Raw genomic sequence first — 25,387 nt, 5'->3', positions numbered from 1 at the left:
ACGGCGACAGACGAGAGACTGTGGACTGTCGTCGACGCGCGTCGCGTCTGCATCGAAACGCCACTTCGAGGCGAATTTCCGGTTTCGAAATCGGTCGGTACACCCCATCTACGAGCGGGTGTACCGGGGAAGCGACGATTTTCGACCCCGTTCGAGCGACGACAACCGGCCGTCGAGACAGCATTTGCAGGGCCGACCGTGAATCCACAAACGCGCCCAGAGACGTGTGAGACGGCTGCAGGCCGGAATTGGGTGGGGCGACGAGAGCCACACAGCCGGCGTCGATGGCGGCCCGGATGCGTCACGAATCGATGCGAATCGAGTACACCCTTGCGGAGAATCGGCGTCCATGTACACCCCTGCATGTCGGGGGTGTAGCGCGTGTATCCCGGTTCACCCTCGACATCAGGGGTGTAGAATCAGCCGGGTATATCGGCAGGGGTGTATCGCGGTGGGCGGCGTGGTAGCGTCGGCGTGGTCGTGGATGGCTGGCGGTTGGGTGCGTCCTCGTTCGGTTCATCGTCGTGTTAGATTCTCCACACGAATCGGATGCCCCGGGCTGTCGCCGGCGCGGCATCACTCCGGCGTGTATCCACAAGTAAACTACCCCACCCTACTCCCTCGGCGCTCCGCGCCTCGGTCCTTGAGGGTAGGGCTTTGATGTGGACTCCCGGCGATCAGTCGCCAGCAAGAGGCTGGTGACTCTCACCGTTCAACATCCCACCATTCACACGCACGTCTACTGGTGCGTCTCCGCTCCCCGACTTGGGCGAGGAACGGAGTTTGTGCGTCTCCTTCCGAACGTACCTCACGCCGATGTTCTTCGCTGCATTGTAGTCGGCGTTCACTTCGTACCCGCACTTCAGGCATTCAAAATACTCTCCGTGGCGGTTGTCCTCGTGCGTGAACCCACAGTCCGTCCGAGAACAGCGTTGGGACGTGTGGTTCGACCCGACCTGCTCCACCGAAACACCGCGTTCCGGGGCCTTGTACGAGACGTACTCGTACAGACGTCGGAACGCCCAGATGTGGTGCCACTTTGCCTGTGGAAGCCGCTCTCGAATGTCGGTCAACTCTTCGAACACGATCACGTCGCAATCGTGTTCGACGGCCTCCGTAATTATCTCATTAGCGACGGTGTGTATGTACTGTTTCCGCCATGCTTCCTCTCGCTTTCCGAGGCGCAACAAGGCGTTGTGTGCGGCTTGCGTGCCGCGTTGTTGCATCTCACCTCGTCGTTTCTCGAACTCGCGGCACCAGTGGTCGTAGTCGTCTCCCTGCCAGAAGCGTCCCGTCGAGGAGACGGCAAGACTGCTGACGCCGAGGTCGATACCGAGGACTGTTTGGTGCTCAGTATCTGCCGAAACCTCAGACGGCTCGCCGTCTCTTTCGGAGTCGTACTTTCGGGTGGTGATATGGAAGTAGAACTCGTCGTCTACTGCGTCGTACTGAAGCGTGCTCGCTCGGAACTCAAACTCCTCTGACAGCACGTACTGTTCGTACGGTGTGGGGCTATCCGAGGGAAGTTCAAACTCACACACAACACGGCCGTTGACAGTCGATAGCGAGACTTTGTTCCGGTAGAACGTAGCGCTCCGCTTGTCGTAGAGCATACTCCACGATGTGAACTCCGGTTGACTCACTCGCTTCCCGTTTTTCCACCGTTCGACACATCCTTTCGACGGCTTCAACGCCGCGTCGGATGGCTTCCTGAACGAGGTTTGCGGTGAGATTAGTTTCCACACGGAGTTCGTCGTAGAGCGCGTCCCGTGTAGTCGTGTTGACCGTGACGCACTCGGTGTAGGAGCGGTCGGACCAACAGAACTCAGCAGCACGGTTGGCACAGTAAAGGAACTGCCGGGCGGATTCGTGGAGATCCTCGCGTCGCTCGTCGGGAACGACGAGTTTGACGGGTGCGGTCCGCCGGACCTCCATGTTTCAGATGTAGTTGCTGATGGTTCTTAAACGCTTGGGAGTCAGGTCGTCGCAGTATGCCGGTTGTGTCGCACCATACCGGTTTCCTCTCCGGCCTACTCGCTCACTCCGTTCGCTCCTTGAGGCCGGAGGCTCCACCTCGAAAATGCTGAAACCACTGTGCGGTTTCCTGCTGGAATTGGTCGAACCAGTGGAGGTCGTCATGTAACACATCATAAACGACGTCGTGGTTCACATCACCGTACCCATGGGCGAGAACATTCCGGAACCCGACTGCTTCTTCCATCTGTTCTTGGACGTCGGGTGAGAGTATGCCCGCATTCCCAAGCGACGCAATCTCGTTTTTTTGCAGTCCCACTCGGGGAGAGGCCCTCTGAAGCACGGATATGCTGAGCGAGATCGATACAGGACTGAATGAGGTTCATCAACGTCCGCTCAACCGCTCGTTGAACGATGAGATCGTCAACGTACTCAGCTTTGGACATGCCCCGCATCTCCTTCAGATCGTTGGTGTACTCGTTGATGTACCGAAGCTTGTCAACGACAATCTCCGCATCGACCATCTAGACGTCACCACGAGCGAGTCGATCGATGAATTCTCGCCGTTCTTGGTCTCGTTCGCTCGCGTTTGCGTCATACTCGGCTGCAACGTCCTGCTTGTACGTGTCAACGTCCTTCTGGTCACCAACAAGACGAACTCCATCTCGGAGCGCAGCGTGCGCAACGTGTGTTGGCAGCGACTCAATATCGCTTACGTCGACGAATCCGTCTGCGTATGCCTGTAGGTCAGCGTCGATACGGTTGCGCCGGCGGAATCGCTCGGCTTCGGACAGTCCGTCTGGAAACAGAAGTGCGATATCAACGTCCGATGACTCGTCTGCTGTTCCGCTTGCATGTGACCCAAACAGTACTGCGAAGATGACCTCGGTTTGATCGAGGTAGTCTTTGATCTCCTCGAATTCGATTGTTTCGACAGAGGAGTCATCCGGTTTGGGCATGCTGGTACTTCGCGTTCCTGCTTAATATAGTTCCGTGGGTCCCCTGGCAATCGTCACGGTTGCCCCACTCGCCGTCCGCCGGTGAACAACGCACACCGCCATCCTGTTCATGCCGTTCGCGAGACCTCCGTGTTGCTCGCGAACGACCACCCTCAGCATGTGGTTCGAAGCGTTGACGGTTCTGTTGGAACCCCCGGTATCTCTGGCGGGTTACTTCCGGATGAAGTGCCAAAGCAACCGCAAAAACCCAGAACAGAGCGACTCCCAACGATTCAACGGTGACGGCTGTCAGGGGAGCCGTCTCGATATGTTGGGATTCGATAAACAGGACCTCCGTGGTCAACAGTTCACTACATAGCACTAGTATCATATATTATAAGTGTTTAACGTGTCCGCCCGAGGGCATCGGGTGTGGAACGAACACACCAGACGAGCGAAATCGGGCGTCGAGCTGTGCTTGGTCTCACGGGAAGTACCGTTCTTGGACTCCTCGCAGGGACGGCTGTCGCGGGTACCGACCAGGCGGCGGCTGACTCCGAGACTGCGGGTGGGGTTTCGGGCGTCGAGAACGTCGCGTTAGAACAGATCGGCCGGTACGAGTCGGGGCTGTTCGACGAAGGTGGGGCTGAAATCATCGCCTACCACGCCCCCACCCAGCGGCTGTTCGTGATCAACGCCGAGCTCGGCGGCGTCGACGTACTGGACGTGTCGGACCCGACCGCGCCCGAGAAGGTCGGCACGATCGACGCCGCGAGCGAACTCGACGGCGTGAGCTCCGCGAACAGCGTCGCGACGTCCGCCGACGTTGTCGCCGTCGCGCTCGAAGCCGAGGTCGCACAGGACCCCGGACAGGTTGGCTTCTACGACCCTGAGACGCTCGGCCTCCTAGGGACGGCCCCGGTCGGTCCGCTGCCGGACAAAGTCACCTTCACCCCCGACGGAACGCGAGTGCTCGTCGCGAACGAGGGCGAGCCGACCGACAACTACGCGTACGACCCCCGTGGTTCGGTCAGCATCGTCGACGTGTCCGACGGCGCGGCTGCGCCGACGGTCAGCACTGCTGACTTCACGGTCTTCGACGGCAAGGAAGACCAGCTCCGAGAGCAAGGCATCCGCATCTTCGGGCCGAACGCGAGTGCATCACAGGACTTCGAGCCGGAGTACGTGGCCGTGAGCGACGACTCGAAGACGGCGTGGGTCTCGCTGCAGGAGAACAACGCGATCGCGGCGATCGATATCGACACGGCGACGATCACGGACCTCATGCCGCTGGGCTTCAAGGACTACAGCCTGGCGGGGAACGAACTCGACGCGAGCAACGAGGACGGCGGGGTCAACATCCGGAACTGGCCGATCAACGGCATCCTCCAGCCCGACGCGATCGGCGCATACAGCCCCGACGGCCAGACCTACCTCGTGACGGCCAACGAGGGCGACAGCCGCGATTACGACTCGTTCAGCGAGGAAGCCGAGGTCTCGGACCTTCGACTCGACCCCGAGGCGTTCGACTTTGACCAGATCGAGGGGATCGACAGCGTCGCAGAACTCCAACAGCCCGAACATCTCGGTGCCAAAGGCGTGACAACGACGCTCGGCGACGTCGACGGCGACGGGCGCTACGAGGAGCTCTACGTCTTCGGTGGCCGGTCGTTCAGCATCTTCACGACGAATGGCACGCGAGTGTTCGACAGCGGGAGCGACTTCGAAGACATCACCGCCGAGCGGTTCGGCGACCAGTTCAACAACGACAACAACGAACACGACCCTGACGGTCGTAGCGACAACAAAGGCCCCGAGCCCGAGGGGCTGACAATCGGGCAGGTCGGCGACCGGTACTACGCGTTCATCGGCCTCGAACGCATCGGCGGCGTCATGGTGTACGACATCACCGACCCCGAGTGTGCCACGTTCGTCGAGTACGTCAACAACCGGGACTTCTCGGTCGATATCGAAGCGGCCATCGAAGACGGTGACGCGCCCGCCGGCGCTGCTGGCGACCTCGGCCCGGAGGGACTGGACTTCGCGACCGCCGAAGAGAGCCCGATTGACGACCCGCTCGTCTTCGTCGGCCACGAAATCAGTGGCACGACGGCGATATTCCGCGTGACGAGCGACGAGAGCGAGGACGTTGCTGTGGGGTCGTGTGCCGACTCGCGTGGGAACGGGCGTAAGAACGGCCGTGGAAAGGGCCGTGGCAACGGCCGCGGCTCGTGAGCTAACGGTGTCAACTGCGGGTCCGTAGCGGGCGACGGCAGATACACACGGCGAGCACCTCGGGGGTGGACGGCACTCGACGCTGTCCGTGGTGACGAGCGACTCCGCGTCGCGAATCATGTGGCCCCGAGGTGGCCCACTCGGGCGGTGCTCCTCTCCGTGAGCCCACGGTGGTTAGCTTGCAGGCTTTCGGACTACACGTTGTTTGTTATGTCAGTTAACCCAAACAGCCGCACGTCATCTCGCTTTGCAACCGCTTTTCGGACAGTTTGGGTCGCCCCGCTCCGAGTAAACAGTGCATACGCTCTGTCGACTTCTCCGCCACTGTCAGGGGTCCATCTGATTTCTTCTGTGTGTTCTTCGAGTGACGCAAGCGCACTGTAGTCGAGCGGGGCATTCGTGAATTTACACTCGCCGACGACCATCGTACCCTCCGTAGTGAAACCGACGATGTCGACTTCGTGTTCTTTGTACCACCACCGGCCGATATCTAAGAACGTTTTATCCGGATACAGTCCAGGAAGCGCATCCTGGCAGAGGACTTCAAACTGTGAACTCACGAAGTCAGGGAGTTCGGGCTCGATGACTGCCTCATACGCTTCGTCGCCCAATCGCTCGTATCGGTCTTCGTTCCCGTAGACAAATCGGAACCAGAACCGAAACAGTGGGTCGAGAATCCGGTAGCGGCCACGGCGGGAGCGAGCTTTCTCTTCTGTGAGTGGAACTTCGCGTTCGATGAGCCGAAGGCGTTCTAGTTTCTGGGTGTAGGTCGAAATCTGCTTTCCGTCGATTCCAACCATCTGTGCAATCTCATTTGACGTGGTATTCCCTGCAGCGATGGCCTTGAGAATCGCAAAGTATCGATTCGGCTCAGTTAACTCAGTTCGGAGGACGTACTCCGGTTCGTTGTGGAGATATCCCTGCTGTGAGAGGAGGGAGTCAGAAATCACAGTTCCAAGGTCGTGCTCAAGGTCGATGCCATCGAGATAGTATGGAACACCACCGAAGACACCCCATGCAAAAATCCGGTCTTCAGGCGTGTAGTGTTCCGGGAAGAACTCCTGGGCAGCAGCAAATCCGAGTTGTCGGAGATCGATTTTCTCGGTGAATCGCCCGTAAAGCGGGCTGTTTCCTAACAGGGTTGCTTCCTCCATCATGCTAATCGATGATCCAACGAGGATGAGTGTTCCACTCGTGTTCTGGAGGCGTTGGTCCCACAATCGCTGAATCACCGAAGGGATGCTCTTGTCGGCGTCGATGAGATATGGAAATTCGTCGAGTACGACAATTCCTCCCTGTTCGACGAGGTACCCGAGTAGTGACTCCCAATTCTGTTTGATGTGTTCAATTCCAGGGAAGGAACCTGAGGCGGCGTCAACGAATTCGTCGAGTTGCACCTGTGGTGTCGTCTGCGTCGCTTGGTATACGACGGCATCATCCCTCTCCTTGAGTGAGTGTTGAACGAGCTGCGTCTTTCCGAGACGACGCCGTCCAAAGATGACAATCATCTCTGGGCTGTCGGACGCGTAGCACTCTCGCAGCTGAGATAGTTCGATTTCCCGATCCACGAACCGTTCCATGATCCTCACCTCTCCTCGCACGCAGTTAACTATGCCGAATAACCAAATTCAAAATAGGCTATTCTGAAATAGGCTATTTTCGAGTACGGAGACTCACATGATTACGAGGAGGAAGCCCACGGCTGAAGCCGTGGGAGGAATCCGACCCGCTGTATGCAGCACGCACATTCTGTCAGGCCCAGGGGAGTTCAACAGAGCCGTCCCTTCCTATCGAGACTGAAGCGTCGATTGCAGGCGTGTTAGCGCTTGAAGCGCGCTGAAACAGATGAAGTCGTGGGGTACGGTACTGCTTCACATCGCCAGCACGAATTTCGTCGTGTCCCCGAATCCTCGGTGTGGACTGTTCAATACAGTTTGCTCGCTCCCCCCACGACTTCATCTGTTCTTGCGGGACGTTCGCGTCTTCGGCAGTGACTGGGTCACGAACGAACCCTTCGCTTCCGATGGGCAGTGCGTATCGGAAATCGGAGGGAGAAGCCACGAGAAGCAGCTAAAGGCGTCCCCAGAACGCAGCGCGTTCTGGTGTGCGAACGAGACCGCTGGTCTCGTCAACGCTGGAACCCCGAGCGTTGAGGTATTAAACGCCCGAAGCGGACACCCGTTCAATTGAGTCCGAGGCTCAGTTTGAGTGCATCGTCAACTTGTTCCATCGTTCCAGTAGCCAGGTTCCCGACGACCGAGTGAATCCGTGTTTCGATAGAGACGACACGAATCTGGTCAAGCCGGACTGACGAATCCTTCTCGAATGGTGAGTTGTCCGCTTCGACCAGTACTTCGAACGGGTAGCCACGGTACGTGCCTGTCGCAGGTGCGACAATAGTCGTACTCGAATTTGCGTTCCCGACATCGTTCTGGATGACAACTGCCGGCCGGGTCTTCTTCATCTCGTGGCCTTCAGCAGGATCCAATCGGACGATGACGACGTCACCGCGTTGAACGTCCGTCTCCTCGCTCATTCATCCAGCCCCTGCCACGCTTCGTCCGACGTGTCGTCCCACGCTTCGGCCAACGATACCGCACTCTCAGAGGCCTCTTGATAGGCAGCGGCGAGTTCGTCTTCGTCAGGGTGGCTGTTTTCGACTTCCACGACAGCGACGGTCACGCGCTTGTTCGCGTACTCCGTCCCGAGATAAATTCGACCTCGGTCGTCGGTGTCGTTGGTTCGCAGGTCACGGGCGTCGATTTCCATCGTGTACCCACTATAACCCACTACAAGAAATACCTTACCCACTATTGCCCACGGCGTAGATCTAGTCAGTACCCCCCATGACGTCGGTCGTGAGTGACGTAAATTGCCTGCGTCAGCACGTGTTTGTTCTCTGTGCCAGCGCTGTTGGAACGGCCCATCGAGAACTCGTGGGGCGTATTTACCATCACGGGCGCTGAACAACGACTATGGCCGGCAATCGACTCTTGAGTACCGAGACGAAGACGGCGCTCGTGTTCATGGTTCTCGGGCTTCCCGCCTGGTACCTAGCACAAGAGTATCTGGGGAACGGGCTTGTCGAACTCGTCGCGCTGTTCGGTGTGAGCATCGTTCTCCCGACGTTGATCAACGAGGTCCGTCGGCAGTCCCACGAGTAGGATGGCGACGTTCTCGGATAGGCTGTTGGGTTGGAGTGCGACTAGTCGCGCTCTTCGAGTGTCGACACCTGTTCCAGCAGTTGGTCGAGCTGTGGGGATGGCCGATACCGGACACACCCACTCCGGCGGTCGTGTTCGATGACGCCCGCGTTGACGAGTTTCGGCAGCGAAACGTGGTGTAGATGCAGTTCAACTCGTGCCGATCGTCGTCACCCGTCCGCTCGACGAGCGACTGGACGAGCCGCTCGACAGCGACTGTCGCGTCGTCCGCGTCACGGAGAGCGTACAGGACGTGGCGACGACGCTCGTTTGCTAAAACCTCGCACAGCTCCCCGAGGCGATCAGGTTCCTGCTGCGACGACGGCACGCCGAAGGTTGACATCGACTGGTTGTTCTCGCGAGCAGACAATCACTCTCCTGCCTGAGCCTCCCGGGTGTTTATCTATGACCATCACATTTTATCATCTAGTGGGGGATGCTACCAATGCTCATAGCAGAATTCACGATCGACCATCCGGTCTTGCTCACGCCGTTACGAGAGATACCCGACATTGAGGTCGAATGGGAAGAGACGTATCGTGGTGCAGACGACCGGACGCAGATGCTCTTTTCGGTGCGGAGCGACGACTTCGCGGCGGTCGAGCGGGCGCTGGCTGACGACCCCGCAGTGACGAACCCAACCCTCTTGGACAATACGGGCGACCGCCGATTCTACCGAGTGGACTTCACTCCGATCGGAGACGAGACGAGTCTCATGCCCGAGTTCATCTCGGTCGGGGGCGTCCTCCAGCGTGCGGTCGGGACCAACAACGGCTGGCGGTGTCACGCCCAGTTCCCGAGTCGAGACGCCTTCAGACACATCATGGAGTTCTGTCGTGACCACGATATCACCGTCTCGGTCAAGCGACTCTACGAGGAGACGTACCAAGACGGAGCCAGCGTGTCGCTGACGGACGCCCAACGGGAGATGTTGGTTGTTGCATCTGAGTGTGGGTATCTGGAAATTCCGCGGACGTGTTCGCTGGCCGAACTGGGAGAGCAGCTTGACATCTCAGACAGTTCCGCGTCCGAACGGTTTCGCAGAGGCGTAAAGCAACTCATCCAGCAGACGGTCGTTAACGAGTCGGCGTCTGCGCAGGGGTAGGTCGTGGGCGTCGGCTGTGATTCACGGGACCCATCGTTGCTCGCGCACGACTTGTTCAGTATGCATCAGTTGCGAATAGTCAAGGAGAAAGCCCCACCCTTCTGGGTGCGGAGGTTGTCAATGCTCTGTGAATTTGTCTGCGAGTGCTTCACCACGGTCGAGGACTTCCTTCGAGGCGCGGACGGCTTCGGCATCCTGTCGCCCGATAATTTCGGCAAGCTTCTCAAACTGAATCTGACCATCCAGATAGCGTTCAACGACAGCTTCACGAAACTGCTCGTCAGACGCTTTTTGTTCGAGATACTGCCGGAGCGCTTCGATGAGAATCTCCGTTCGGTTTGTGTGCGTCACTTCGGCCGCGACGTCCGCGCGTGCCACCAAGGCTTCTGGAAGCTCGATGGTGACCCGTTTTTTCGTCATATCTATCGGTGGACAGGAAAAGACAAGCCTGTGTCGGCATGTCGATGGCGTTCTCGACGTCACACAGTCGCTGCTCCAGTTTTGTACGCCGTTTCCGTGGCGTCTCGCATCTACGAGACGGACCGTGTGCTCCGGATCAGCTGTCGACAACGTTCTCGATGAGAACTGCCCCAACGAGGTACACCGGCCCCAGATACAGAATCGCCTTGGCCTCCTCCCGCGCCTAAAGTCGCGGAGGAGATCAATTTGAGCTCGTTGACGAAGCCCTCGAGTTCGTCATGGCCGAGTAATTCAAAATAATCGGTGAAAATTAAAATTGGCGGTGTTCTATATTGACCATATTTTAATTTTAACGAAATTTTTTTACCTCGTGGATGCATTCATTCCACAATGAAAGATGGGTACGACCTTCCTGCAAATGCACCAGGACAATATATGCCCCTCCGGACAGATCAGGCACTCCCAAAGGCATATTTCCCAGACAAGCTCCCTCCACGGTTTGAACTCTCCGAGGAGGTCATTCAAGAACATGGGAATGCGATGTGGGCCCTCGGTCGACTAGAAGGACTTGGAAGCGAGATTGACAACCCCGGAGCAGTATTCAGTTCATTTGTATACAAAGAAGCTGAGCAGTCCTCTCGTGTCGAAGGAACAAACGTGACCGTTTCTGACATCTATCGGTACGATATCAACCAGCTCACGATACAGAGTGGCCAAAACCGTTCACACGAAGCGGATGTCCGAGAAGCACGAAATTATATCCGAGCATTGGATCGTGCTGTCTCGTATCTTCGGACTGCTGGATTCGAACGCACGAGTCTCACGACAGAGCTTGTGAAATCACTTCATGAGCAATTACTAGAACGCGGACGGAGTGATGGAGATGATCCACTCCCCGGTGAGTTTCGCCCTGGGTTTACAGTCATCGAAGAGTCAAACCCCCATGGGTTTGGAAACCGTGTTCGGTTTATTCCCCCAAAGCCGGATATGGTCTCGCGGTTGATGACCGACCTCGAACAGTTTATCCAGACTGACCGCACGTGGCCAACGCTTATTGATATCGCGGTTGCGCATTATCAATTCGAGACCATTCACCCGTTTAAAGATGGTAACGGGCGAGTTGGCCGATTACTCGTTGTACTAATGCTTATTGCTGATGGACTACTGCACTACCCACTTCTGTATTTGAGTTCGTATATTGAACAGCATCGCACAGAGTATGCAGATCGTCTCTTGGCTGTGAGTGAAGACGGTGAGTGGGACGCATGGCTTCAGTTCTTTCTTCGAGGGATTCGTGAGCAGGCGGCAGAAGCATTTGTTCGTGCAAAACTTCTGATTGACACACGACGGACATACGAAAATCGATACGCAGATGCTGCAAAGTCTGTCCGAAATCTTGCACTAGACATATTCGAAGACCCGTATTTCACGGTTGCAGAAGCGAGTGACCGAATTGGCGTCGTCTATCAGACTGCGAACAATGCCGTGAAACGATTAGAATCGGACGGCGTTGTCTCTGAAATTACTGGTAACGACAAAAACCGTGTCTTCAGAGCTGATGAAATAATGAACATCGTCGAACAGCCAGCGAGAAAGTTGCCCGATGCAACTGACCTCGTCGATATTGAGCACGCCTGGAAGCTCCCTAACCGCTGAGCTACGTCCCCCAACGTGATTTGGAAATTGCGTCGGCGTATCGATGGTGCTCTCGATGACACACAGTCGCTGAGTTTTGTGCGCCGTTTCCGTGGCGTCTCGCGTCTTCGCCGCCGTTGTGCGTTGTCTGTCGATCAGCTGTCGACAACGTTCTCGATGAGAACTGCCCCAACGAGGTACACCGGTCCCAGATACAGAATCGCCATCACGGGAAGCACGATGAATAGTGGTGTGTGACCATCTCCGGTCTCGTATACCTGTGCGGCCAACAGCACGGCGATCAAGCCGAGGAAGAAGTCCGTCCGGTCCATGAGTTGGCTTGGGGCGGGCCTTCTGTTAGTGTGGTGTGTTCGACTCCTCACAGTTCGCTCCTGGTGAGGGGTGCGGCCTTAGATGATACTTCAGAGTATCATACTTCAGAGTATCATACTTCAAAGTACGATTACCGATGGAACGCTCCACAACGAACCAGACTACGTGCTCCGGGTGACATCCTCCCCGCCGTAAACGGCGGGGCTTCCCCTACGAGGGGAATCCGGCTTGGTAGGTTTCAGTCCGAGTACACCGAGAGCGTCATCTGTCCGGTTCTCGGACTCGTCTCTTGGTGGACTGTGGCGCTGTCACAGGCGCTCCCATCCTGTGGCGAGTCATCGCGTCCGGGTTCCCAACGGACGCTCTCTCCCCACGGGTTAGCGCGACCGGCGATGTTCGCCGCCGCGTTAATATCTGCTTGGAACTCCGATACGTGGCAGTCGTCGTGCGGACACACAAACTCCGCTTGCTGACTCCGCCGACCGAGACGACCGCAAGCGTGGCACGTCTGCGAGGTGTACGCCGCGTTGACGTACTCAACGCGAATCCCTGCCTCGGTCGCTTTGTCTTCGAGTCGGCCCTGTAACCGGGCGAACGCCCATGCGTGAAGGCGGCGGTTCATGAACTTCCCGTAGTCCAACCGCTCACGGATGTACGACAGGTCTTCGAGAACGATAACGGGGTTCTCGAACTGTTGGGCATACTCGACGGCCTGCCGAGACGCTTTCTCGACAATATCCGTCAGAGCGTTTTGGTAGTGGTCGAACCGTTCGTCCACGCGCCACTCGGTGGCGTCTCTCGACTGTAGCCGCCGGAGTGTGGTGAACATCTCTTTGCGAAGATGTCGCGCTCGACTGCCGCTGACGAGCATTGGCTTCCGTGGTACGTCGCGTTTGAGGGCACAGCCCGTTATCAACGCGCTCTCGCCTACGTCGAAGCCAATATACGTCGGGTTGTCCGGGTCGGTCGATTCTTCGACCGGGTATTCGACGGTGACGTGCAACTCCCACGACGTGCGGTGGCGCTGTAGCCGCAACTCGCCCGCCTTCGCGTCTTCGGAGAGCAGGTCGAACCACAGAGATTCCTGTTCGGGGTTAACCCGAAGCGGAATCCAGAAATTCGTCCCGCGTCCGGGTTGCGGAACCTGCCACACGAAGCCGTGTTCGCGCTCGTCGGAGTAGTCGAACTTCGCGGCCCGATTGACGAGTCGAAGCGGATGCTCGTCGTCCAACTCCTCGGCGTTGTACGTCGAACGGAGTTTCGGGACGTAGGATTTAAGCGCGTCTTTGGCTTGGTACGGAAGTTCGTAGGGCGTTACAACGTCGTTGACGGCAGACATTGTATCCGCCCTGTTGTCGAAGGCGTCGTGGAGTGCTTCGCGGTAGGTGTCCAAGAGCCGCTGTAGGCGTTGCTCTTTGCCCGTGGTGGGCGTTGCGAGCGTGGCTTGTAGCGTCTTTGTCACCGTCTCAGACACACCCGTAGATAAACCTTAGACAAAGTTAAGTGTGTCGGAGAACATGAATTACTCATGCCACACATTAACTTCGAGGTAGACGAGGAACAGTACGAGTCGCTGAAAGAGACGAAGAAACGCCACGGTCTAACGTGGAAAGGGATGCTACTCCACGCACAGCGGGAGTTGGATTCCGGCCCGACCACCGAGTAGCGGGTGGTCAACACCGTGTCGCATTCCCTCCCGACCTAAAGGCCGGGATTCCCTGCTTGAATTAAGATGGAACTCACAGAACCGACGCGATATTTCTCAATTCTCGAAGCGATTGCTGGAGGAAACACGAGCCGAAACGAGATTGCGGGAACGACTGGAATTGCGTATAATCAACTCTCGAAGTATCTGAATCGTCTGTCGCGGCTTCGTCTCATTGACCAGCACGTCCCAATCACCGAACAGAAAACCCGCAGTAAGCGCAGCCGGTACCGTATCCGCGACCCGTTCTTCCGGTTCTGGTTCCACTTCGTCTATGGCTCGGATGGACAGTATGATGCGCTTGGTGAAGATGCATTCGAGACGCTTATCGAACCAGCACTCCCGGACTTCGCTTCGAGTTCGTTTGAGGCACTATGCTGTCGTGCCCTCCGAGAGCTGTATCCAGACCAGACGATTACGAAGACCGGTCAGTGGTGGTACGGCGAACACGAAATTGATGTTGTCGGATTCGCGACCGATGGAACGTTGATCGTCGGTGAGTGTAAGTTCCAACAGTCACCACTCGGATACGACGCCTTCTCCAGCCTCCAGCAACATACGGCAGAGCTCCGATGGACACCGGATGACGGTGGCTCTCGTACAGAATCCTATGCGCTGTTTTCCCGGAGTGGATTCACACAGTCGGTGCTGGAAGTAGCTGCAGAGCGTGACGATGTGCAACTGTTCACCATTGACGACGTCGTTGCAGCCGTGGGCCGTTGATTCCCTCTTCGGTGGCGTGACTGTTGGGAATCGCACCGTTCTTACTCTCTCGGACGCGTGAGCAGCACCTCGACGACGCGGCTCCACTCGACTTCGAACGCGACGGCGTACGCAATGCAGAACGCGCCCAGCCAGGAGAGCCCGGTCTGCAGCGTCGGATACAGCGCACCGACGTGTCCGTCTCCACCCCCAACGAGGGTGGTGACTGCGGTCCCGATCACAAACGCAACCACGGTGAAGCCCGTCAGCTGTCGGTAGCTGGGTTGGTGGGCGCTGTTGACGAGGACTGCAACGACGAGCGCCACGACGACAGTCGAGACGATTGTGGGGCGCACAATCGGGGTCGGACCGAACGCGTGCTGGACCGTCGCACTCACACCGATGCCGAGCGAGTACTGAAGGATAAGCAGGAAGACGACGCCGCGTCCCACTTGCTGGGCGTACGTCGACACCGCAGTCTCGGCGGGCGACGCGGCGTCGCTCACGAGTCTCCCTCCTCGGGGGCGACGTAGCCACGGACCGACTGATGGGTTCTGACGTAGAGGTTGCCGTCGGCGCTCGCCATGCCGTCGGGCGTCGACGCCGGGAGCGCGTGCCGAAACCGCGTCGAGCCGTCGGTCGTGTCGAGCGCGATGATGGCGTCGTCGCCGGGGACGTACAGCGTCTCACCAGCGATGACCGGCGGGACGAACGGGGTGACGTCGCCGACCGACACCGACCACTGTCGCGTGCCGGTCGCCGCGTCAACTGCCATGGCGACGCCGCCACCGACGCCGTACACCCGCTCGCCGTCGGTGACCGGCGAGATCGATTCGGCACGGTCCACGATCGGCGTCTGCCACTCGACGCTCCCGTCGGTGGCCGCGAACGCAGTCAGCCGCGACCCACCGGCGTAGACGCGCCCCCGGCTAATCGCGGGAAGCGCGAACGCCTCGAACGTCGGTGCGTCGGCGGTCGTTCGCCAGTCGACGGAGCCATCGACCGGGTCGCGGCCGACCAACTGCCGGTTGTCGCCCTGTGCTGTGGTTCCGGTGAGTAACAGCGGGGCGTCCACGTGGCCCTCCGTGCCCGACGCGAACGCGAGTGGGACCTCGGCGGTCGGCCGTGCCCAGCGCTCGAAACTCGTCGACTGATCGAGGGCGACGAGGTGGTCCTCGGACCCGCGAGAGACACCGACGACGACGAGGTTGCCGACCGGGAGGACGTGCTCGAAACTACTCGTCGTCCGAAAACGCCCACGTCGACTGCCCGCTTGTGGCGTCGAGTCCGTATAGTGTCACCCCACCGACGACGTACAGGTGGTCGCCACTGACGGTCGGTCCCGTCTGGAGGAACTCGAACGGGGCGCGGCTGGTGAGGACGCTCGGCGCGTTCTCACGGGGACGCACCCAGTCGGGTCGGCCGTCCGTACTCGCGAGCGCCCGCACCGCATAGCGACCGACGATGTACACTCGGTCGTTCGTCGCCACGAGTCCGGGAGAGACGACGTTCGCGGACTCGACGGGCTGTCGCCACGCCTCGACGAGACCGTCTTGGGGGCCGGGCTGTGGTTGAAAGCCGGTGCGCCGGGGCGTCCGCTTCGCCATCGGCCACTCGCCTGCGGGGACTCGGTGTTCGAGACTGAGCGGGGGACGAACGGCACCCGTCCCGAACACCGCCCCGAGGCCGATCGAGGCAGCCCCGCCCAGTATGGCCAGCAGGCCGCGGCGTGAGACGAGCGATTCGGAGGGCATACTCGTCGGTTTTGTCGCTCGGGATATAGTGTCTGTCGCTGTTGTTGACATGACTGCAGCTCATCATGGTGTTCGCTCGGAGTCCGTGCGGTGCTGTTCAGACAGGTGTGGCAGTTGTATGGGTGTGATACCGATTCGGTTCTCGTGGCGGTCGCTCAGCCACCCCGGGACTGCGATACCGACCACCTGAGGGGGACCACACTCGTGCTGTCGGTCGTCGAACAAGAGTCAAATTTACCTGAATTGAGGCGCTAAGGCCCCTTCCTCAAGGAGCAACCGAAGGGAGCGAGTAGGGAGGGGATACAGCGCCGCACAGTTCTCATACACGATTCGGTGGCAGGCCCACAGGCCCACGCAATCGCAACGCTTATTTGTGTACTTTGTGTATATTGTGGCGTGGCAACACGCAAGAACATCTCTATCCGTGACGACCAAGCCGAGTGGATTGAGGAGAACCATCTTAACCTCTCGTCGTTCGTCCAAGAGAAACTTGACGAACTCATCGAAGAACGCTCGTAGATGAACTACAACTACAGGTATCGGCTGCGACCGTCCGACGCTCTCGAAGAACAGTTAGCGTGGACTGTCGATACCTGTAGGCAGGTCTACAACCACTTCCTCCACCGACTCAACCGAACCGACAACACTTCGGCATACAGCGAACAGAAGCTCCTTCCGAATCTTAAGAAGTGGTGGAACGACCTGAAACAAGTTCACTCGAAGGTTCTCCAGAAAGTCGTTCAGCGATTGTACGACAACCTCTCAACACTTCGCGGTCGCAAAGAGAACGGCTACCACGTCGGCACTCTCAACTGGAAGGCACCGGGCGAGTACCGCAGTTTCACCTACAGTCAATCCGGCTTCAAGCTCAAAAACACGAGCGGTCGGACCAAACTGTGGCTCTCGAAACTCGGGGAAATCCCGCTCACCTTCCACCGCGACCTGCCCGACGACGCCGAAATCAAGACGGTCACAATCAAGCAGGAACCAACCGGGAAGTGGTACGCCATTCTTGGTGTCGAAACGCCTGAGTCCCCACCAGCGAAGCCTGAAAACCCCGAGAAGTGCGTCGGGATCGACGTTGGAATTTGCAAGTATGCTCACGACACGGACGGAACGGCGGTCGAATCCCCCGACCTTTCCGACGAGCGCGAACGCTTGGAACGGGCACAACGTGCCCTCTCACGGAAGGAACACGGCTCTGCAAATTGGGAGAAACAACGCCGGGTCGTAGCCGAGCGTCACGCCGACCTCAAGCGAAAGCGGCGGGATTTCCTCCACAAGTTGTCGAACTACTACGCCACCGAGTACGATTTGGTAGCCGTGGAGGACTTGGACGCACAGGGGTTGGTGGAACTGCCGGGCAACTCACGGAACCGAGCAGGCGCGGCGTGGGGAACGTTCCTGCGGATGCTCGAATACAAGTGTGCACGCGAAGGCACACATTTCGTTGCCGTAGACCCGAGCGGGACGACCAAGGAGTGTGCGTCGTGCGGCGGTTCGACCGAGAAACCGCTGTGGGTGCGCGAACACTCGTGTCCAGCGTGTGGATTTGAGGCGGACAGGGACGCGAACGCGGCGTGGAATATCCTTTCTCGCGGTCTTGAAGATGTAGGAGAGGGACGCTCCGAATCAACGCCTGTGGAGACTGCGCTTCCTGTGGACACCGATTCGGTGTCTGCAAAGCGCGTCGTAGAAGCAGGAAGCCCCACCCTCAAGCGCGAGCCGTCAGGCGAGCGGTAGGGTGGGGTAGTTCACGTTCTAGCGGAGACACTCAATGGATTGACGACACACGCCGGACACGATGCGGCCGTCGATTTACTTAGATCGACTCGAAGAAAACGCACGGTTCCATATTGCGTCGGTGAACTCCGATGCGACTGCGACCGCAAAAGCGCTCTTCAGACGCCACCGTCAACTCTCGTTCGTCGATGCGTGTATTGTTGCGTATATGCAGACCCGAGGCTTGGGATATCTCTACGCGTTTGACGATGATTTTGACGCTCTAGACGGTGTCTACCGACTCGAGACGGCGACAGACCCACACTCCCCGGACTGACTACTTGAGCGCTGTTGGAATCCTCAGCCGCTGATAGGTTACAGGACGCCGTTGGTGTGCAACTGTTCACCATCGACGACGTCGTTGCAGCCGTGAGCCGTTGATTCCCTCCTCGGTGGCGTGACTGTTGGAAATCGCTCCGTTCTTACGCTCTCGGACGCGTGAGCAGCACCTCGACGACGCGGAGTCGCTCACGAGACACTCTCAAGGAGCGACCCCCATCAGCAGTGAGCGAGTGGAGTGAGGAACCCCCCTGGACACCACAGGTTTATCTCAAGCCACTAATACGAATCACCTACCAGCGGAATCAGTTTCGAGGCGGCGACTCGTGCGTTCGAGTTGAACCTCCCTTGCGGCAAGCAAATCCAACCTGACTCATATGACTCGATCAGCACTCTCGCAGTTCGGTGTCGTTGCATTGGTAACACTCGTAATCGTTTCGACGGTCGCTGCCCCGCTCACCGCAGCCTCTGTTGTGGACGCAGCACCAACGCGGGCGGCAACCGACCTCGGCACGACGGACACGGTCGGCCAGACTACCACCGGGATCGCACAAACTGCAGATATCTCTCCCCCCCAAAGCCAGACGTTCGCACCCGGCGGTGTGTATCCGGTCGTCGTGACCATCGATATCGGTTCTGGGTCATTTCTCAGCTCGAACCACGTCGAGGACCCAACGCTTGATCTGACTGTCGAGGGCGACGCCACCATCGAGAGCATCCAACCAACAGAGTACGATACGATTACCGACGAAAGCGAGACAACCGCTTCACTGTCGGCCACGGATTTCTTCCGAACCGCAACTTCCCAAACTGCTGTTGTCCTCGTCGAGGTTCCCGAATCGGCCGACGGCGGCTCAGTATCGGTGACTGCAGAACCCGGCGATGGCGGCGGAGCGGTGAGTTCGACCACGGCGACCTACAACGTTACCAGCCAAGCGAGTACGTGGGACGCGATGAATGGGTCGGCCAACGCTCGGGCCACGCTCGCATCCTCGTACCAAGCGAGTTACGACCGCCTCCTCTACAGCGAACCGTGGAACGAAACCGTCCAAACATCGATGCGCGACGGCTTCAGTACAGTCATCACCGAAGAGACAAAAGGAGCGGTTCTCGGATCGGTACCGGGAGTCGGCACCGCCTTGCAGGCGAGAGATGCATATCAAGTCGCGACTGGCAACTATGACGGTGGAACTGCCGGCCAAATTGCCGCTGTCAACCAGAAACTGAAGAACGACCTTGATGCGCGAATGACCCGCGATGACGTCCGTCGTGCGGGCAACAGCTCTGCGTTACTGGCCGAACTCGAACGGTTGTACGAACAGGAACAGGTCGCTTGGGAGGAGCAAGATCGCGAGCGGCTCAGGGAGGTCATCCTCCGTCAGCGGGCAGTTCTCGTGGACGCGTGTCTCAGCCGAGTATCAAGCAATCCATATGCGGGCAGTTACGACACGTGCCTTGCTGTCGAGAGTGACGAACAGCGGACTGCTAGCCTGTCGAGCACCGAATTTGGTGACTCGAACGGTGCGATGGCACAGTACTTCGGTTCATTGGAACGCTTCTCCTATGAAGAATACGAACGAGCGGATCGTCGACTCGATCTGATTAAGGAACCAAACCCAAGCGTCCGCCTCACCGAGGATCCGGCGACGATCGAAGAGCGGCTGGGCGAACTGAAGGTCGATGAAACGACAACTGTGACGTTCGTAGTTTCGAATGCGCGCGGTGCTGGCGTCTCCGGAGAGCGGAGCTACCTCTCGCTATCTCACGGTGAGAACATCTCCGTAGCGGACGTGACGCCCCTAACCGACGCTGGCGCGAACGTCTCAGTTCAACGGACCAGCCCGGGCAGCGAAGCGGTCAACGCCAGCGGCGAGACGATAACGCTTGATCACCATCTCATCGACATCCGAAGTCAGTACAAACCCGGCGACGAGCGCACGTTCCGTGTGACCGTCGAGAAGACGGACAACGGGACTGGATGGCTGTCCTACCGCGCCGCGTTCCAGCCGTTCCTCGTCGAGGAGGGCCTCTCTAATGCCGAAGCGCAGGCTGCGTACGCTCGTATGCCGACCTCGGGCCCCACGGACCAGCAGGACTGGCCGGTTCGCACGCTCTCGACGAACGGATCGGTCGAACCGCCGCTGCCAGTAATCGACGTCTCGTCCAATGTACTGACAGGCGAACCCGTCGAACTCAACGCGAGTGGGACGACCGCGGACGATTCGATTGAATCGTACGAGTGGGCGATCGACACCGACGGTGACGGGACGACCGAAACGACGACGACAGGTGTGACGTCGAGTGTTACGTTCGACGCCGCAGGCACGGCGCAGGTCGAACTGACTGTCAGGGACGCCGCAGGCCGGACCGCCACATCGTCGACGGCCGTCGACGTCGCCAACGCGACGGTGGCAGCGCGGACGACAGACATCGGGGTTGCTGTGGACCGGACGTACCCCGAACCGGGCGACTCGCTGACGTTCGACGCGCCCGCAGACGTTTCAGATCCCTCGTGGTCGGTCATCCGCGGGGACACCGCGGTCGACGCTGGAAGTGGCGGAACGTTCGCAACCACGCTCGACGAGGCGGGTGTCTACGAAGTGACGCTGTCAGGAGTAATCGACGGCCGCTCTGTCTCCGTGACGCGCGTTGTCGACGTTGCGACCCGTGAGGAGCGCGTGGCCGAACCGTCGGTGTCGGTGTCCGCGCCGTCGAGTGCGGATCCTGACGAACCGATCACGATCGACGCGGCCGAGTCGACGCACCCACACCCCGATCGAGAGATCAGTGAATTCGAGTTGCTCGTGGATGGGTCGCTAGTAGCGACTGCATCCGACGGGATGTTCGAGTACGCGTTGACGACGAGTGGGGAGCACGAACTCGGTGTTCGGGCCACCGGGAGCGCGGGCAACGTCACGACGGTACGACGGACCGTCACCGTCAATACGCGTTCGGATTCGCCGACCCCGGTGATCGATATCTCACCCACAGCACCAGTAGCGGGTGAGACGCTCACGCTTGACGCGAGCGGGTCGACAGCCGCAACGGCGATCCAATCTTACGAGTGGGCGTTCTCGAATGGAGAGACAGCCACCGGTGAGACGGTCACCCGTGAGTTCGAAGCTGGCGAGTATACCGTCGAATTGCAGGTGACGGACTCGGAGGGACGCACAGCGACCACGGACGCGACGATTTCGGTTGGTGACCCACAGTTCTCGCAGTCGCCGACCGCGGTGTATGTTGGGTTGACATCCGGTTCGGTTCTCGCTGTGGACGCGGCCACGGGTGAGGAACGCTGGTCGGTTGAGACGGACGATGCCGTTGTGTCCTCGCCGACGGTCGCAAACGGAACGGTCTACGTTGGCTCACGGGCGTCGATTAGCTTTGATGACTCGCTGTACGCCCTCGACGCGGAGACCGGTTCCACGCAGTGGACCTTCAGCACCGACAATGATGGAGTCGTCTCATCGCCGACGATTGTCAACGGGACGGTCTATGTTGGGTCCCAATCGTTGTGGGGGCCTGGCCTTCACGCGCTGGACGCCGCGACCGGTGCAGAGCGGTGGGCACGGGATATCGGCCCGATCGATGGCTCCCCGACGGTAGCCGATGACGTGCTGTACGCCGAGACAGGAGACCAGTCAGTGGCTGCGGTCAATGCGACGACCGGTGAGACGCACTGGGCAACCGACGTTGGAAGCCCTGTCAGTTCATCACCAACACTAGCAGGCGAGACAGTCTACGTCGGCACGATCGACAATACGCTCACCGCGATCGACGCGGAAACGGGTGCCATCCGCTGGTCGTTCGAGACCAGTCTTCGCGGTGATGTCGAATCCTCACCGACGGTCGTTGACGGCACGGTGTACGTCGGCACGAATAACAACTCCCTGTACGCAGTCGACGCAGCGACTGGACAAGCGGAGTGGAACGTCGAGACGGGAGGTGCGGTTTCCTCCTCGCCGACAGTCGCGAATGGCACCGTCTACGTGGGCTCCGAAGGCGATTCTCTGTACGCGGTTGATGCCGCAACAGGTGATCTAACGTGGACGTATACGGCAGATGGGCCAGTGACCGCGTCTCCGACGGTCAGTAATGGAACGGTCTACATCGGGTCGGAGGCGGGGACGTTGTACGCGATTGACGCATCGGCCGGTGACTCGACGTGGGCGATCGAGACAGGTAGTGCGATCCGATCGTCTCCAACAGCCGTTGCGGATGTTGAAGCCGGCGATAGTGTCGGGTCACGGGTTGGACTCGGCACGCTCGGACATACAGACCGGTGGGCCGACAAACACCACGTCGACATCGATCCTGACGAACCCATCCCGGCGTTCATCCCGAATCGAACCGACCTCATCGCGGGGGACACAGTCCAGTTCGATGCATCCAACTCACGTTCGGTCGTCGGAATTGCAACCTACAACTGGAGCTTCGGCGATGGTTCGACGAACGCGGCCGGGTCCGCGTGGACTGAGCACACGTACGACTCGGCTGGAAACTACACGGTGACGCTGACGGTCGTCGACGAGAACGGCCAATCAAATCGGACGGAACGGACACTAACGGTCGCAAAGCCGTTATCGGCGGCGCTGACCGCATCCCGGACGGAAGACATCGACACGCCGGTCGAGTTCGACGCGTCCAACAGTACTGGCGAGATCTCCACCTATGCATGGGATCTTACAGGGGACGGGAGGACCGACGCCACCGGCGAACACGTCGAGTACGCGTATGATACCCCCGGTGAATACGACGTGTCGTTGACGGTCACCAACAACGACGGCCAGCAGCGCACAACGACGGAGACGCTACTCATCGGCGACCCGCTCGAGGCCACCCTCACGGTCCCGTCGCGATCGGTTGACGTGGGTGACTCGGTCAGATTCGAGGCAAACGATTCGATCGGGTCGATTGAGGAGTACCGCTGGTCGGTCGACGGCCAGTCGAAGCAGGGTGAAACGATCACCCACGTGTTCGATCGCGGCGGCACGTACACGGTCGAACTCATAGTTGTCGACGATGACGGCCACACGGCGACGACGACCGCAACGATCACGGTTGACGGCGTTCCGGCCGGGCAAGCGGCGTGGACGTACGCTGCCAGCGACGCGGTCACGTCGTCGCCGACGGTGGTCAACGGAACCGTGTTCGTCGGCAGTCACGATCGTTCTGTGTACGCGCTGGATGCCGACTCGGGTGACAAAAAATGGGAGTACATGACTGAGGTCGACGTGTATTCCTCACCATCAGTAGTCAACGGCACAGTTGCCGTCGCGAGCGGTGGAGACGTATATGCCTTGGATGCCGAGTCGGGCGAGAAACAGTGGGAGTTCGAGACGATCAGTACGATTCACTCCTCACCGACCATCGCGGGTGAGACGGTGTTCGTTGGGAACAGAAACGGCAACGTGTACGCCTTGAACGTCACCACAGGGGCAGTCCGCTGGACGTTCGAGACCGACGGACGAGTCGATTCGTCGCCGGTCATCACCGATGGGACCGTATTTATCGGGAGTAACGACAACCACGTCTACGCACTAGACGCCACGTCGGGCGACCAGCAGTGGGCGTTCGAAACTGGCGCTGCGGTCGAGTCCTCGCCGACAGTTGCCAACGGCACGGTTTACGTCGGGAGCAACGATGATAACGTGTACGCGTTGGATGCCGAGTCGGGTGCACAACAGTGGGCTTTCGAAACAGGGTGGGAGGTCGAATCATCGCCGACGGTCGCCAACGGTTCGCTCTTTGTCGGCAGTAAGGATGGCAACGTGTATGCGCTAGACGCCGACTCCGGCACCGAAGTGTGGACATATGAGACCGGAGATTACCAAGTCGTCTCCTCACCGACGGTGGTCGACGGCACCGTCTTTGTGGGTTCGTCGGACGACAGTGAACCGAGCAGTATGTTTGCACTCAATGCCGAGTCGGGCGAAGTGCGATGGACGTATCCGACCAACATCCGAACGCCCGTCGAGTCGTCGCCGACGGTGGTCGATGGTAGACTCTTCTTCGGTGACAACGACGGTGACGTGTACGCGCTCGGCACTGACGTGAACGGATCGAGTGCGGGTTCTCGTGTGACGCTCGGTGCGCTCGGCCACCATCACGCCTGGGCGAACCGAACAATTGAACTCCAACCACCAGCTTCCGAGTTGACGCTCACCGTCAATCGCAGTGAGCCATCTGTCGGACAGGCCGTCCGTTTCGACGCCACGAACACCACCGAAGGGATCGACCAGTATGCGTGGGACGTCGACGCCGACGGCACCAACGAGTCAACGACGACAAATGGAACCGTTGTCTACACGTACGGCGAGCCCGGGACGTACACCGCGACCGTCACTGCGGTCGGCACGGCCGGCAACGACACTGCGTCGGTCGAACTGACAGTTACCTCAGGTGAGACGGCCGACTTCGACGCAGCAGTCGACGCCCCGTCGACCGTCACGGTCGGCAAGAACATCACCTTCGATGCGAGCAACACGACCGGCGATATCCTCGAATACACGTGGGATACCAACGGCGACGGCGTCGCCGAGGCTGAGACGCGGGGAGCAACATACACTTCCGTGTACGAAAGCCCCGGCACGTATACGGTGACGGTCACAGCAGTCGCCGAGACCGCGGCGGGCGACACCGTGACCGACACGGCAACCACTACTGTCGTGGCCGAAGATGCCGACGCTGACTCCGAGTTGTCCCGGTTTGTCGTGGGAGACCGCGCTGTAGACCCGGGTGAGACAGTCGCCGTCCCGGTAACTGTCGAGAACGCATCGGGCGTGGAGTCATACAGCGCGAACCTGACGTTCGACCCCGCCGTCGCAACGATCGAGGACGTCCAGCTCACGGGGACGGATACGGCAGTCACGATCAACAACGAGACCGGCACCGTTTCGATCGGGGCGGCACTCGACGATGGGGAAGATCCACAGGCGACGCTCGTCTTCGAGCTTACCGCTGCAGCCACGAGTCCGGTCAAAATTCGATCGGCAACCGTGTGGACGGACGACGGAGAACACACACCCGAAACCCAGAACGGCACCGTCACCGGTGGACCGCTCCCACCGATCGGCGATCGGCAACGAGCGCCGACCGATCCGGATGCCGACGGGCTGTACGAAGACGTCAACGGCGACGGGACTGTGACGGTTAGCGATGTGCAGGCGCTGTTCGTCGACCGGAACGACGCTACGATTGAGAACAACACCCACCAGTTCGACTTCAGCGGAAACGGGATGTTCAACATCGTCGATATCCAGCGACTCTTCAACGCGACCAAGCAGGAGGCCTCACCCCGCGAGTGAGAACTTGCAGATCGG

The 25,387-nt window shown here is 59.2% G+C and carries 20 protein-coding genes and 4 pseudogenes; 10 read left to right on the top strand and 14 right to left on the bottom strand.

Annotation, left to right across the window (positions count from 1 at the left end; genetic code table 11):
• Nucleotides 1-677 precede the first annotated feature (677 nt).
• From ATB1_RS13960 to ATB1_RS13950, 4 genes and pseudogenes are all read right to left on the bottom strand, one after another.
• Nucleotides 678-1,935 (bottom strand): annotated as a pseudogene (locus ATB1_RS13960) (RNA-guided endonuclease InsQ/TnpB family protein).
• A 103-nt stretch (nucleotides 1,936-2,038) separates the two neighbouring features.
• Nucleotides 2,039-2,221, bottom strand: a complete 183-nt coding sequence (locus tag ATB1_RS23925) for a HepT-like ribonuclease domain-containing protein (protein WP_277813230.1) — start codon at nucleotides 2,219-2,221, stop codon at nucleotides 2,039-2,041.
• Nucleotides 2,172-2,420, bottom strand: a complete 249-nt coding sequence (locus ATB1_RS13955) for a HepT-like ribonuclease domain-containing protein (RefSeq protein ID WP_277813231.1) — start codon at nucleotides 2,418-2,420, stop codon at nucleotides 2,172-2,174. Before ATB1_RS13955 ends, ATB1_RS23925 begins: the two co-directional genes overlap by 50 nt.
• A gap of 78 nt (nucleotides 2,421-2,498) precedes the next feature.
• Nucleotides 2,499-2,933: a nucleotidyltransferase domain-containing protein gene (locus tag ATB1_RS13950; RefSeq protein WP_042664632.1), complete on the bottom strand. Its 435-nt coding sequence runs from the start codon at nucleotides 2,931-2,933 to the stop codon at nucleotides 2,499-2,501.
• Between the two features lie 411 nt (nucleotides 2,934-3,344).
• Here ATB1_RS13950 and ATB1_RS13940 point away from each other — a divergent pair, with 411 nt between their 5' ends.
• Nucleotides 3,345-5,147, top strand: a complete 1,803-nt coding sequence (locus tag ATB1_RS13940; RefSeq protein WP_241768248.1) for a choice-of-anchor I family protein — start codon at nucleotides 3,345-3,347, stop codon at nucleotides 5,145-5,147.
• Between the two features lie 194 nt (nucleotides 5,148-5,341).
• On the opposite strand, the gene ATB1_RS13935 is transcribed toward ATB1_RS13940, so the two are convergent.
• From ATB1_RS13935 to ATB1_RS13925, 3 genes are all read right to left on the bottom strand, one after another.
• Nucleotides 5,342-6,727, bottom strand: coding sequence for an ATP-binding protein (locus ATB1_RS13935; RefSeq protein WP_082256424.1), 1,386 nt, complete (start codon nucleotides 6,725-6,727; stop codon nucleotides 5,342-5,344).
• A gap of 602 nt (nucleotides 6,728-7,329) precedes the next feature.
• On the bottom strand, nucleotides 7,330-7,683 hold the full coding sequence (locus ATB1_RS13930; protein WP_042664624.1) for a type II toxin-antitoxin system PemK/MazF family toxin: 354 nt from the start codon (nucleotides 7,681-7,683) through the stop codon (nucleotides 7,330-7,332).
• Nucleotides 7,680-7,916: a hypothetical protein gene (locus ATB1_RS13925; RefSeq protein ID WP_042664623.1), complete on the bottom strand. Its 237-nt coding sequence runs from the start codon at nucleotides 7,914-7,916 to the stop codon at nucleotides 7,680-7,682. The genes ATB1_RS13930 and ATB1_RS13925 overlap by 4 nt, the downstream gene beginning before the upstream one ends.
• 206 nt (nucleotides 7,917-8,122) lie before the next feature.
• On the opposite strand from ATB1_RS13925, the gene ATB1_RS13920 reads away from it, so the two are divergent.
• Nucleotides 8,123-8,311 carry a hypothetical protein gene (locus ATB1_RS13920; protein WP_042664622.1) on the top strand — a complete coding sequence of 63 codons (189 nt, stop codon included), beginning with the start codon at nucleotides 8,123-8,125 and terminating at the stop codon, nucleotides 8,309-8,311.
• Nucleotides 8,312-8,795: 484 nt separating this feature from the next.
• A complete protein-coding gene (locus tag ATB1_RS13915; protein WP_042664620.1) occupies nucleotides 8,796-9,455 on the top strand; it encodes a helix-turn-helix domain-containing protein in 660 nt (219 codons plus the stop codon).
• A gap of 117 nt (nucleotides 9,456-9,572) precedes the next feature.
• Here ATB1_RS13915 and ATB1_RS13910 read toward each other — a convergent pair whose 3' ends face one another.
• The gene (locus ATB1_RS13910) at nucleotides 9,573-9,875 is read right to left on the bottom strand and encodes a ribbon-helix-helix domain-containing protein (protein WP_042664617.1); all 303 of its coding nucleotides are present in this window, start codon (nucleotides 9,873-9,875) and stop codon (nucleotides 9,573-9,575) included.
• 390 nt (nucleotides 9,876-10,265) lie between these two features.
• On the opposite strand from ATB1_RS13910, the gene ATB1_RS20920 reads away from it, so the two are divergent.
• Entirely contained in the window at nucleotides 10,266-11,531 is a 1,266-nt protein-coding gene (locus ATB1_RS20920; RefSeq protein ID WP_198526109.1) for a Fic family protein, read from the top strand.
• Between the two features lie 134 nt (nucleotides 11,532-11,665).
• On the opposite strand, the gene ATB1_RS22480 is transcribed toward ATB1_RS20920, so the two are convergent.
• Entirely contained in the window at nucleotides 11,666-11,842 is a 177-nt protein-coding gene (locus tag ATB1_RS22480; protein ID WP_198526108.1) for a hypothetical protein, read from the bottom strand.
• A 239-nt stretch (nucleotides 11,843-12,081) separates the two neighbouring features.
• Nucleotides 12,082-13,317 carry an RNA-guided endonuclease TnpB family protein gene (locus ATB1_RS13900; protein WP_042664614.1) on the bottom strand — a complete coding sequence of 412 codons (1,236 nt, stop codon included), beginning with the start codon at nucleotides 13,315-13,317 and terminating at the stop codon, nucleotides 12,082-12,084.
• Nucleotides 13,318-13,371: 54 nt separating this feature from the next.
• On the opposite strand from ATB1_RS13900, the gene ATB1_RS22475 reads away from it, so the two are divergent.
• Complete coding sequence (locus tag ATB1_RS22475; protein ID WP_008096044.1) at nucleotides 13,372-13,509, top strand: hypothetical protein; 138 nt, start codon at nucleotides 13,372-13,374, stop codon at nucleotides 13,507-13,509.
• A 60-nt stretch (nucleotides 13,510-13,569) separates the two neighbouring features.
• A pseudogene (locus ATB1_RS13895) lies at nucleotides 13,570-14,271 on the top strand (ATP-binding protein); the annotation flags it as partial.
• A gap of 41 nt (nucleotides 14,272-14,312) precedes the next feature.
• On the opposite strand, the gene ATB1_RS13890 reads toward ATB1_RS13895, so the two are convergent.
• The 4 genes and pseudogenes from ATB1_RS13890 to ATB1_RS13880 form a co-directional block, all read right to left on the bottom strand.
• On the bottom strand, nucleotides 14,313-14,756 hold the full coding sequence (locus tag ATB1_RS13890; protein ID WP_042664611.1) for a hypothetical protein: 444 nt from the start codon (nucleotides 14,754-14,756) through the stop codon (nucleotides 14,313-14,315).
• Nucleotides 14,753-15,025 (bottom strand): PQQ-binding-like beta-propeller repeat protein, encoded by a 273-nt coding sequence (locus tag ATB1_RS24165; RefSeq protein WP_343122545.1) that lies wholly within the window; start codon nucleotides 15,023-15,025, stop codon nucleotides 14,753-14,755. The genes ATB1_RS13890 and ATB1_RS24165 overlap by 4 nt, the downstream gene beginning before the upstream one ends.
• A gap of 33 nt (nucleotides 15,026-15,058) precedes the next feature.
• Nucleotides 15,059-15,409 (bottom strand): annotated as a pseudogene (locus ATB1_RS24160) (PQQ-binding-like beta-propeller repeat protein); the annotation flags it as partial.
• Nucleotides 15,410-15,485: 76 nt separating this feature from the next.
• A complete protein-coding gene (locus tag ATB1_RS13880) occupies nucleotides 15,486-16,004 on the bottom strand; it encodes a PQQ-binding-like beta-propeller repeat protein (protein WP_042664605.1) in 519 nt (172 codons plus the stop codon).
• A gap of 396 nt (nucleotides 16,005-16,400) precedes the next feature.
• Here ATB1_RS13880 and ATB1_RS23920 point away from each other — a divergent pair, with 396 nt between their 5' ends.
• From ATB1_RS23920 to ATB1_RS19930, 4 genes and pseudogenes are all read left to right on the top strand, one after another.
• Nucleotides 16,401-16,523: a hypothetical protein gene (locus ATB1_RS23920; protein WP_256477161.1), complete on the top strand. Its 123-nt coding sequence runs from the start codon at nucleotides 16,401-16,403 to the stop codon at nucleotides 16,521-16,523.
• Complete coding sequence (locus ATB1_RS13875) at nucleotides 16,524-17,747, top strand: RNA-guided endonuclease TnpB family protein (protein ID WP_042664602.1); 1,224 nt, start codon at nucleotides 16,524-16,526, stop codon at nucleotides 17,745-17,747.
• A 12-nt stretch (nucleotides 17,748-17,759) separates the two neighbouring features.
• Nucleotides 17,760-18,063: pseudogene (locus tag ATB1_RS13870) on the top strand (PIN domain-containing protein); the annotation flags it as partial.
• Nucleotides 18,064-18,442: 379 nt separating this feature from the next.
• Nucleotides 18,443-25,372: a PQQ-binding-like beta-propeller repeat protein gene (locus ATB1_RS19930; protein WP_082256420.1), complete on the top strand. Its 6,930-nt coding sequence runs from the start codon at nucleotides 18,443-18,445 to the stop codon at nucleotides 25,370-25,372.
• Nucleotides 25,373-25,387 lie beyond the last annotated feature (15 nt).

It is taken from the genome of Haloferax sp. ATB1 (genome assembly GCF_000730175.1).
Note: the sequence above shows the minus strand (reverse complement) of the source record. Positions and strands in the feature narration are given on the sequence as shown.

What these genes read in the sequence shown, in the direction of transcription:
- ATB1_RS23925 (WP_277813230.1), bottom strand. Translation starts at nt 2,221, where the DNA reads ATGGAAGAAGCAGTCGGGTTCCGGAATGTTCTCGCCCATGGGTACGGT.
- ATB1_RS13955 (WP_277813231.1), bottom strand. Translation starts at nt 2,420, where the DNA reads ATGTCCAAAGCTGAGTACGTTGACGATCTCATCGTTCAACGAGCGGTT.
- ATB1_RS13950 (WP_042664632.1), bottom strand. Translation starts at nt 2,933, where the DNA reads ATGCCCAAACCGGATGACTCCTCTGTCGAAACAATCGAATTCGAGGAG.
- ATB1_RS13935 (WP_082256424.1), bottom strand. Translation starts at nt 6,727, where the DNA reads ATGGAACGGTTCGTGGATCGGGAAATCGAACTATCTCAGCTGCGAGAG.
- ATB1_RS13930 (WP_042664624.1), bottom strand. Translation starts at nt 7,683, where the DNA reads ATGAGCGAGGAGACGGACGTTCAACGCGGTGACGTCGTCATCGTCCGA.
- ATB1_RS13925 (WP_042664623.1), bottom strand. Translation starts at nt 7,916, where the DNA reads ATGGAAATCGACGCCCGTGACCTGCGAACCAACGACACCGACGACCGA.
- ATB1_RS13920 (WP_042664622.1), top strand. Translation starts at nt 8,123, where the DNA reads ATGGCCGGCAATCGACTCTTGAGTACCGAGACGAAGACGGCGCTCGTG.
- ATB1_RS13915 (WP_042664620.1), top strand. Translation starts at nt 8,796, where the DNA reads ATGCTCATAGCAGAATTCACGATCGACCATCCGGTCTTGCTCACGCCG.
- ATB1_RS13910 (WP_042664617.1), bottom strand. Translation starts at nt 9,875, where the DNA reads ATGACGAAAAAACGGGTCACCATCGAGCTTCCAGAAGCCTTGGTGGCA.
- ATB1_RS20920 (WP_198526109.1), top strand. Translation starts at nt 10,266, where the DNA reads ATGAAAGATGGGTACGACCTTCCTGCAAATGCACCAGGACAATATATG.
- ATB1_RS22480 (WP_198526108.1), bottom strand. Translation starts at nt 11,842, where the DNA reads ATGGACCGGACGGACTTCTTCCTCGGCTTGATCGCCGTGCTGTTGGCC.
- ATB1_RS22475 (WP_008096044.1), top strand. Translation starts at nt 13,372, where the DNA reads ATGCCACACATTAACTTCGAGGTAGACGAGGAACAGTACGAGTCGCTG.
- ATB1_RS24165 (WP_343122545.1), bottom strand. Translation starts at nt 15,025, where the DNA reads ATGGCAGTTGACGCGGCGACCGGCACGCGACAGTGGTCGGTGTCGGTC.
- ATB1_RS13880 (WP_042664605.1), bottom strand. Translation starts at nt 16,004, where the DNA reads ATGCCCTCCGAATCGCTCGTCTCACGCCGCGGCCTGCTGGCCATACTG.
- ATB1_RS13875 (WP_042664602.1), top strand. Translation starts at nt 16,524, where the DNA reads ATGAACTACAACTACAGGTATCGGCTGCGACCGTCCGACGCTCTCGAA.
- ATB1_RS19930 (WP_082256420.1), top strand. Translation starts at nt 18,443, where the DNA reads ATGACTCGATCAGCACTCTCGCAGTTCGGTGTCGTTGCATTGGTAACA.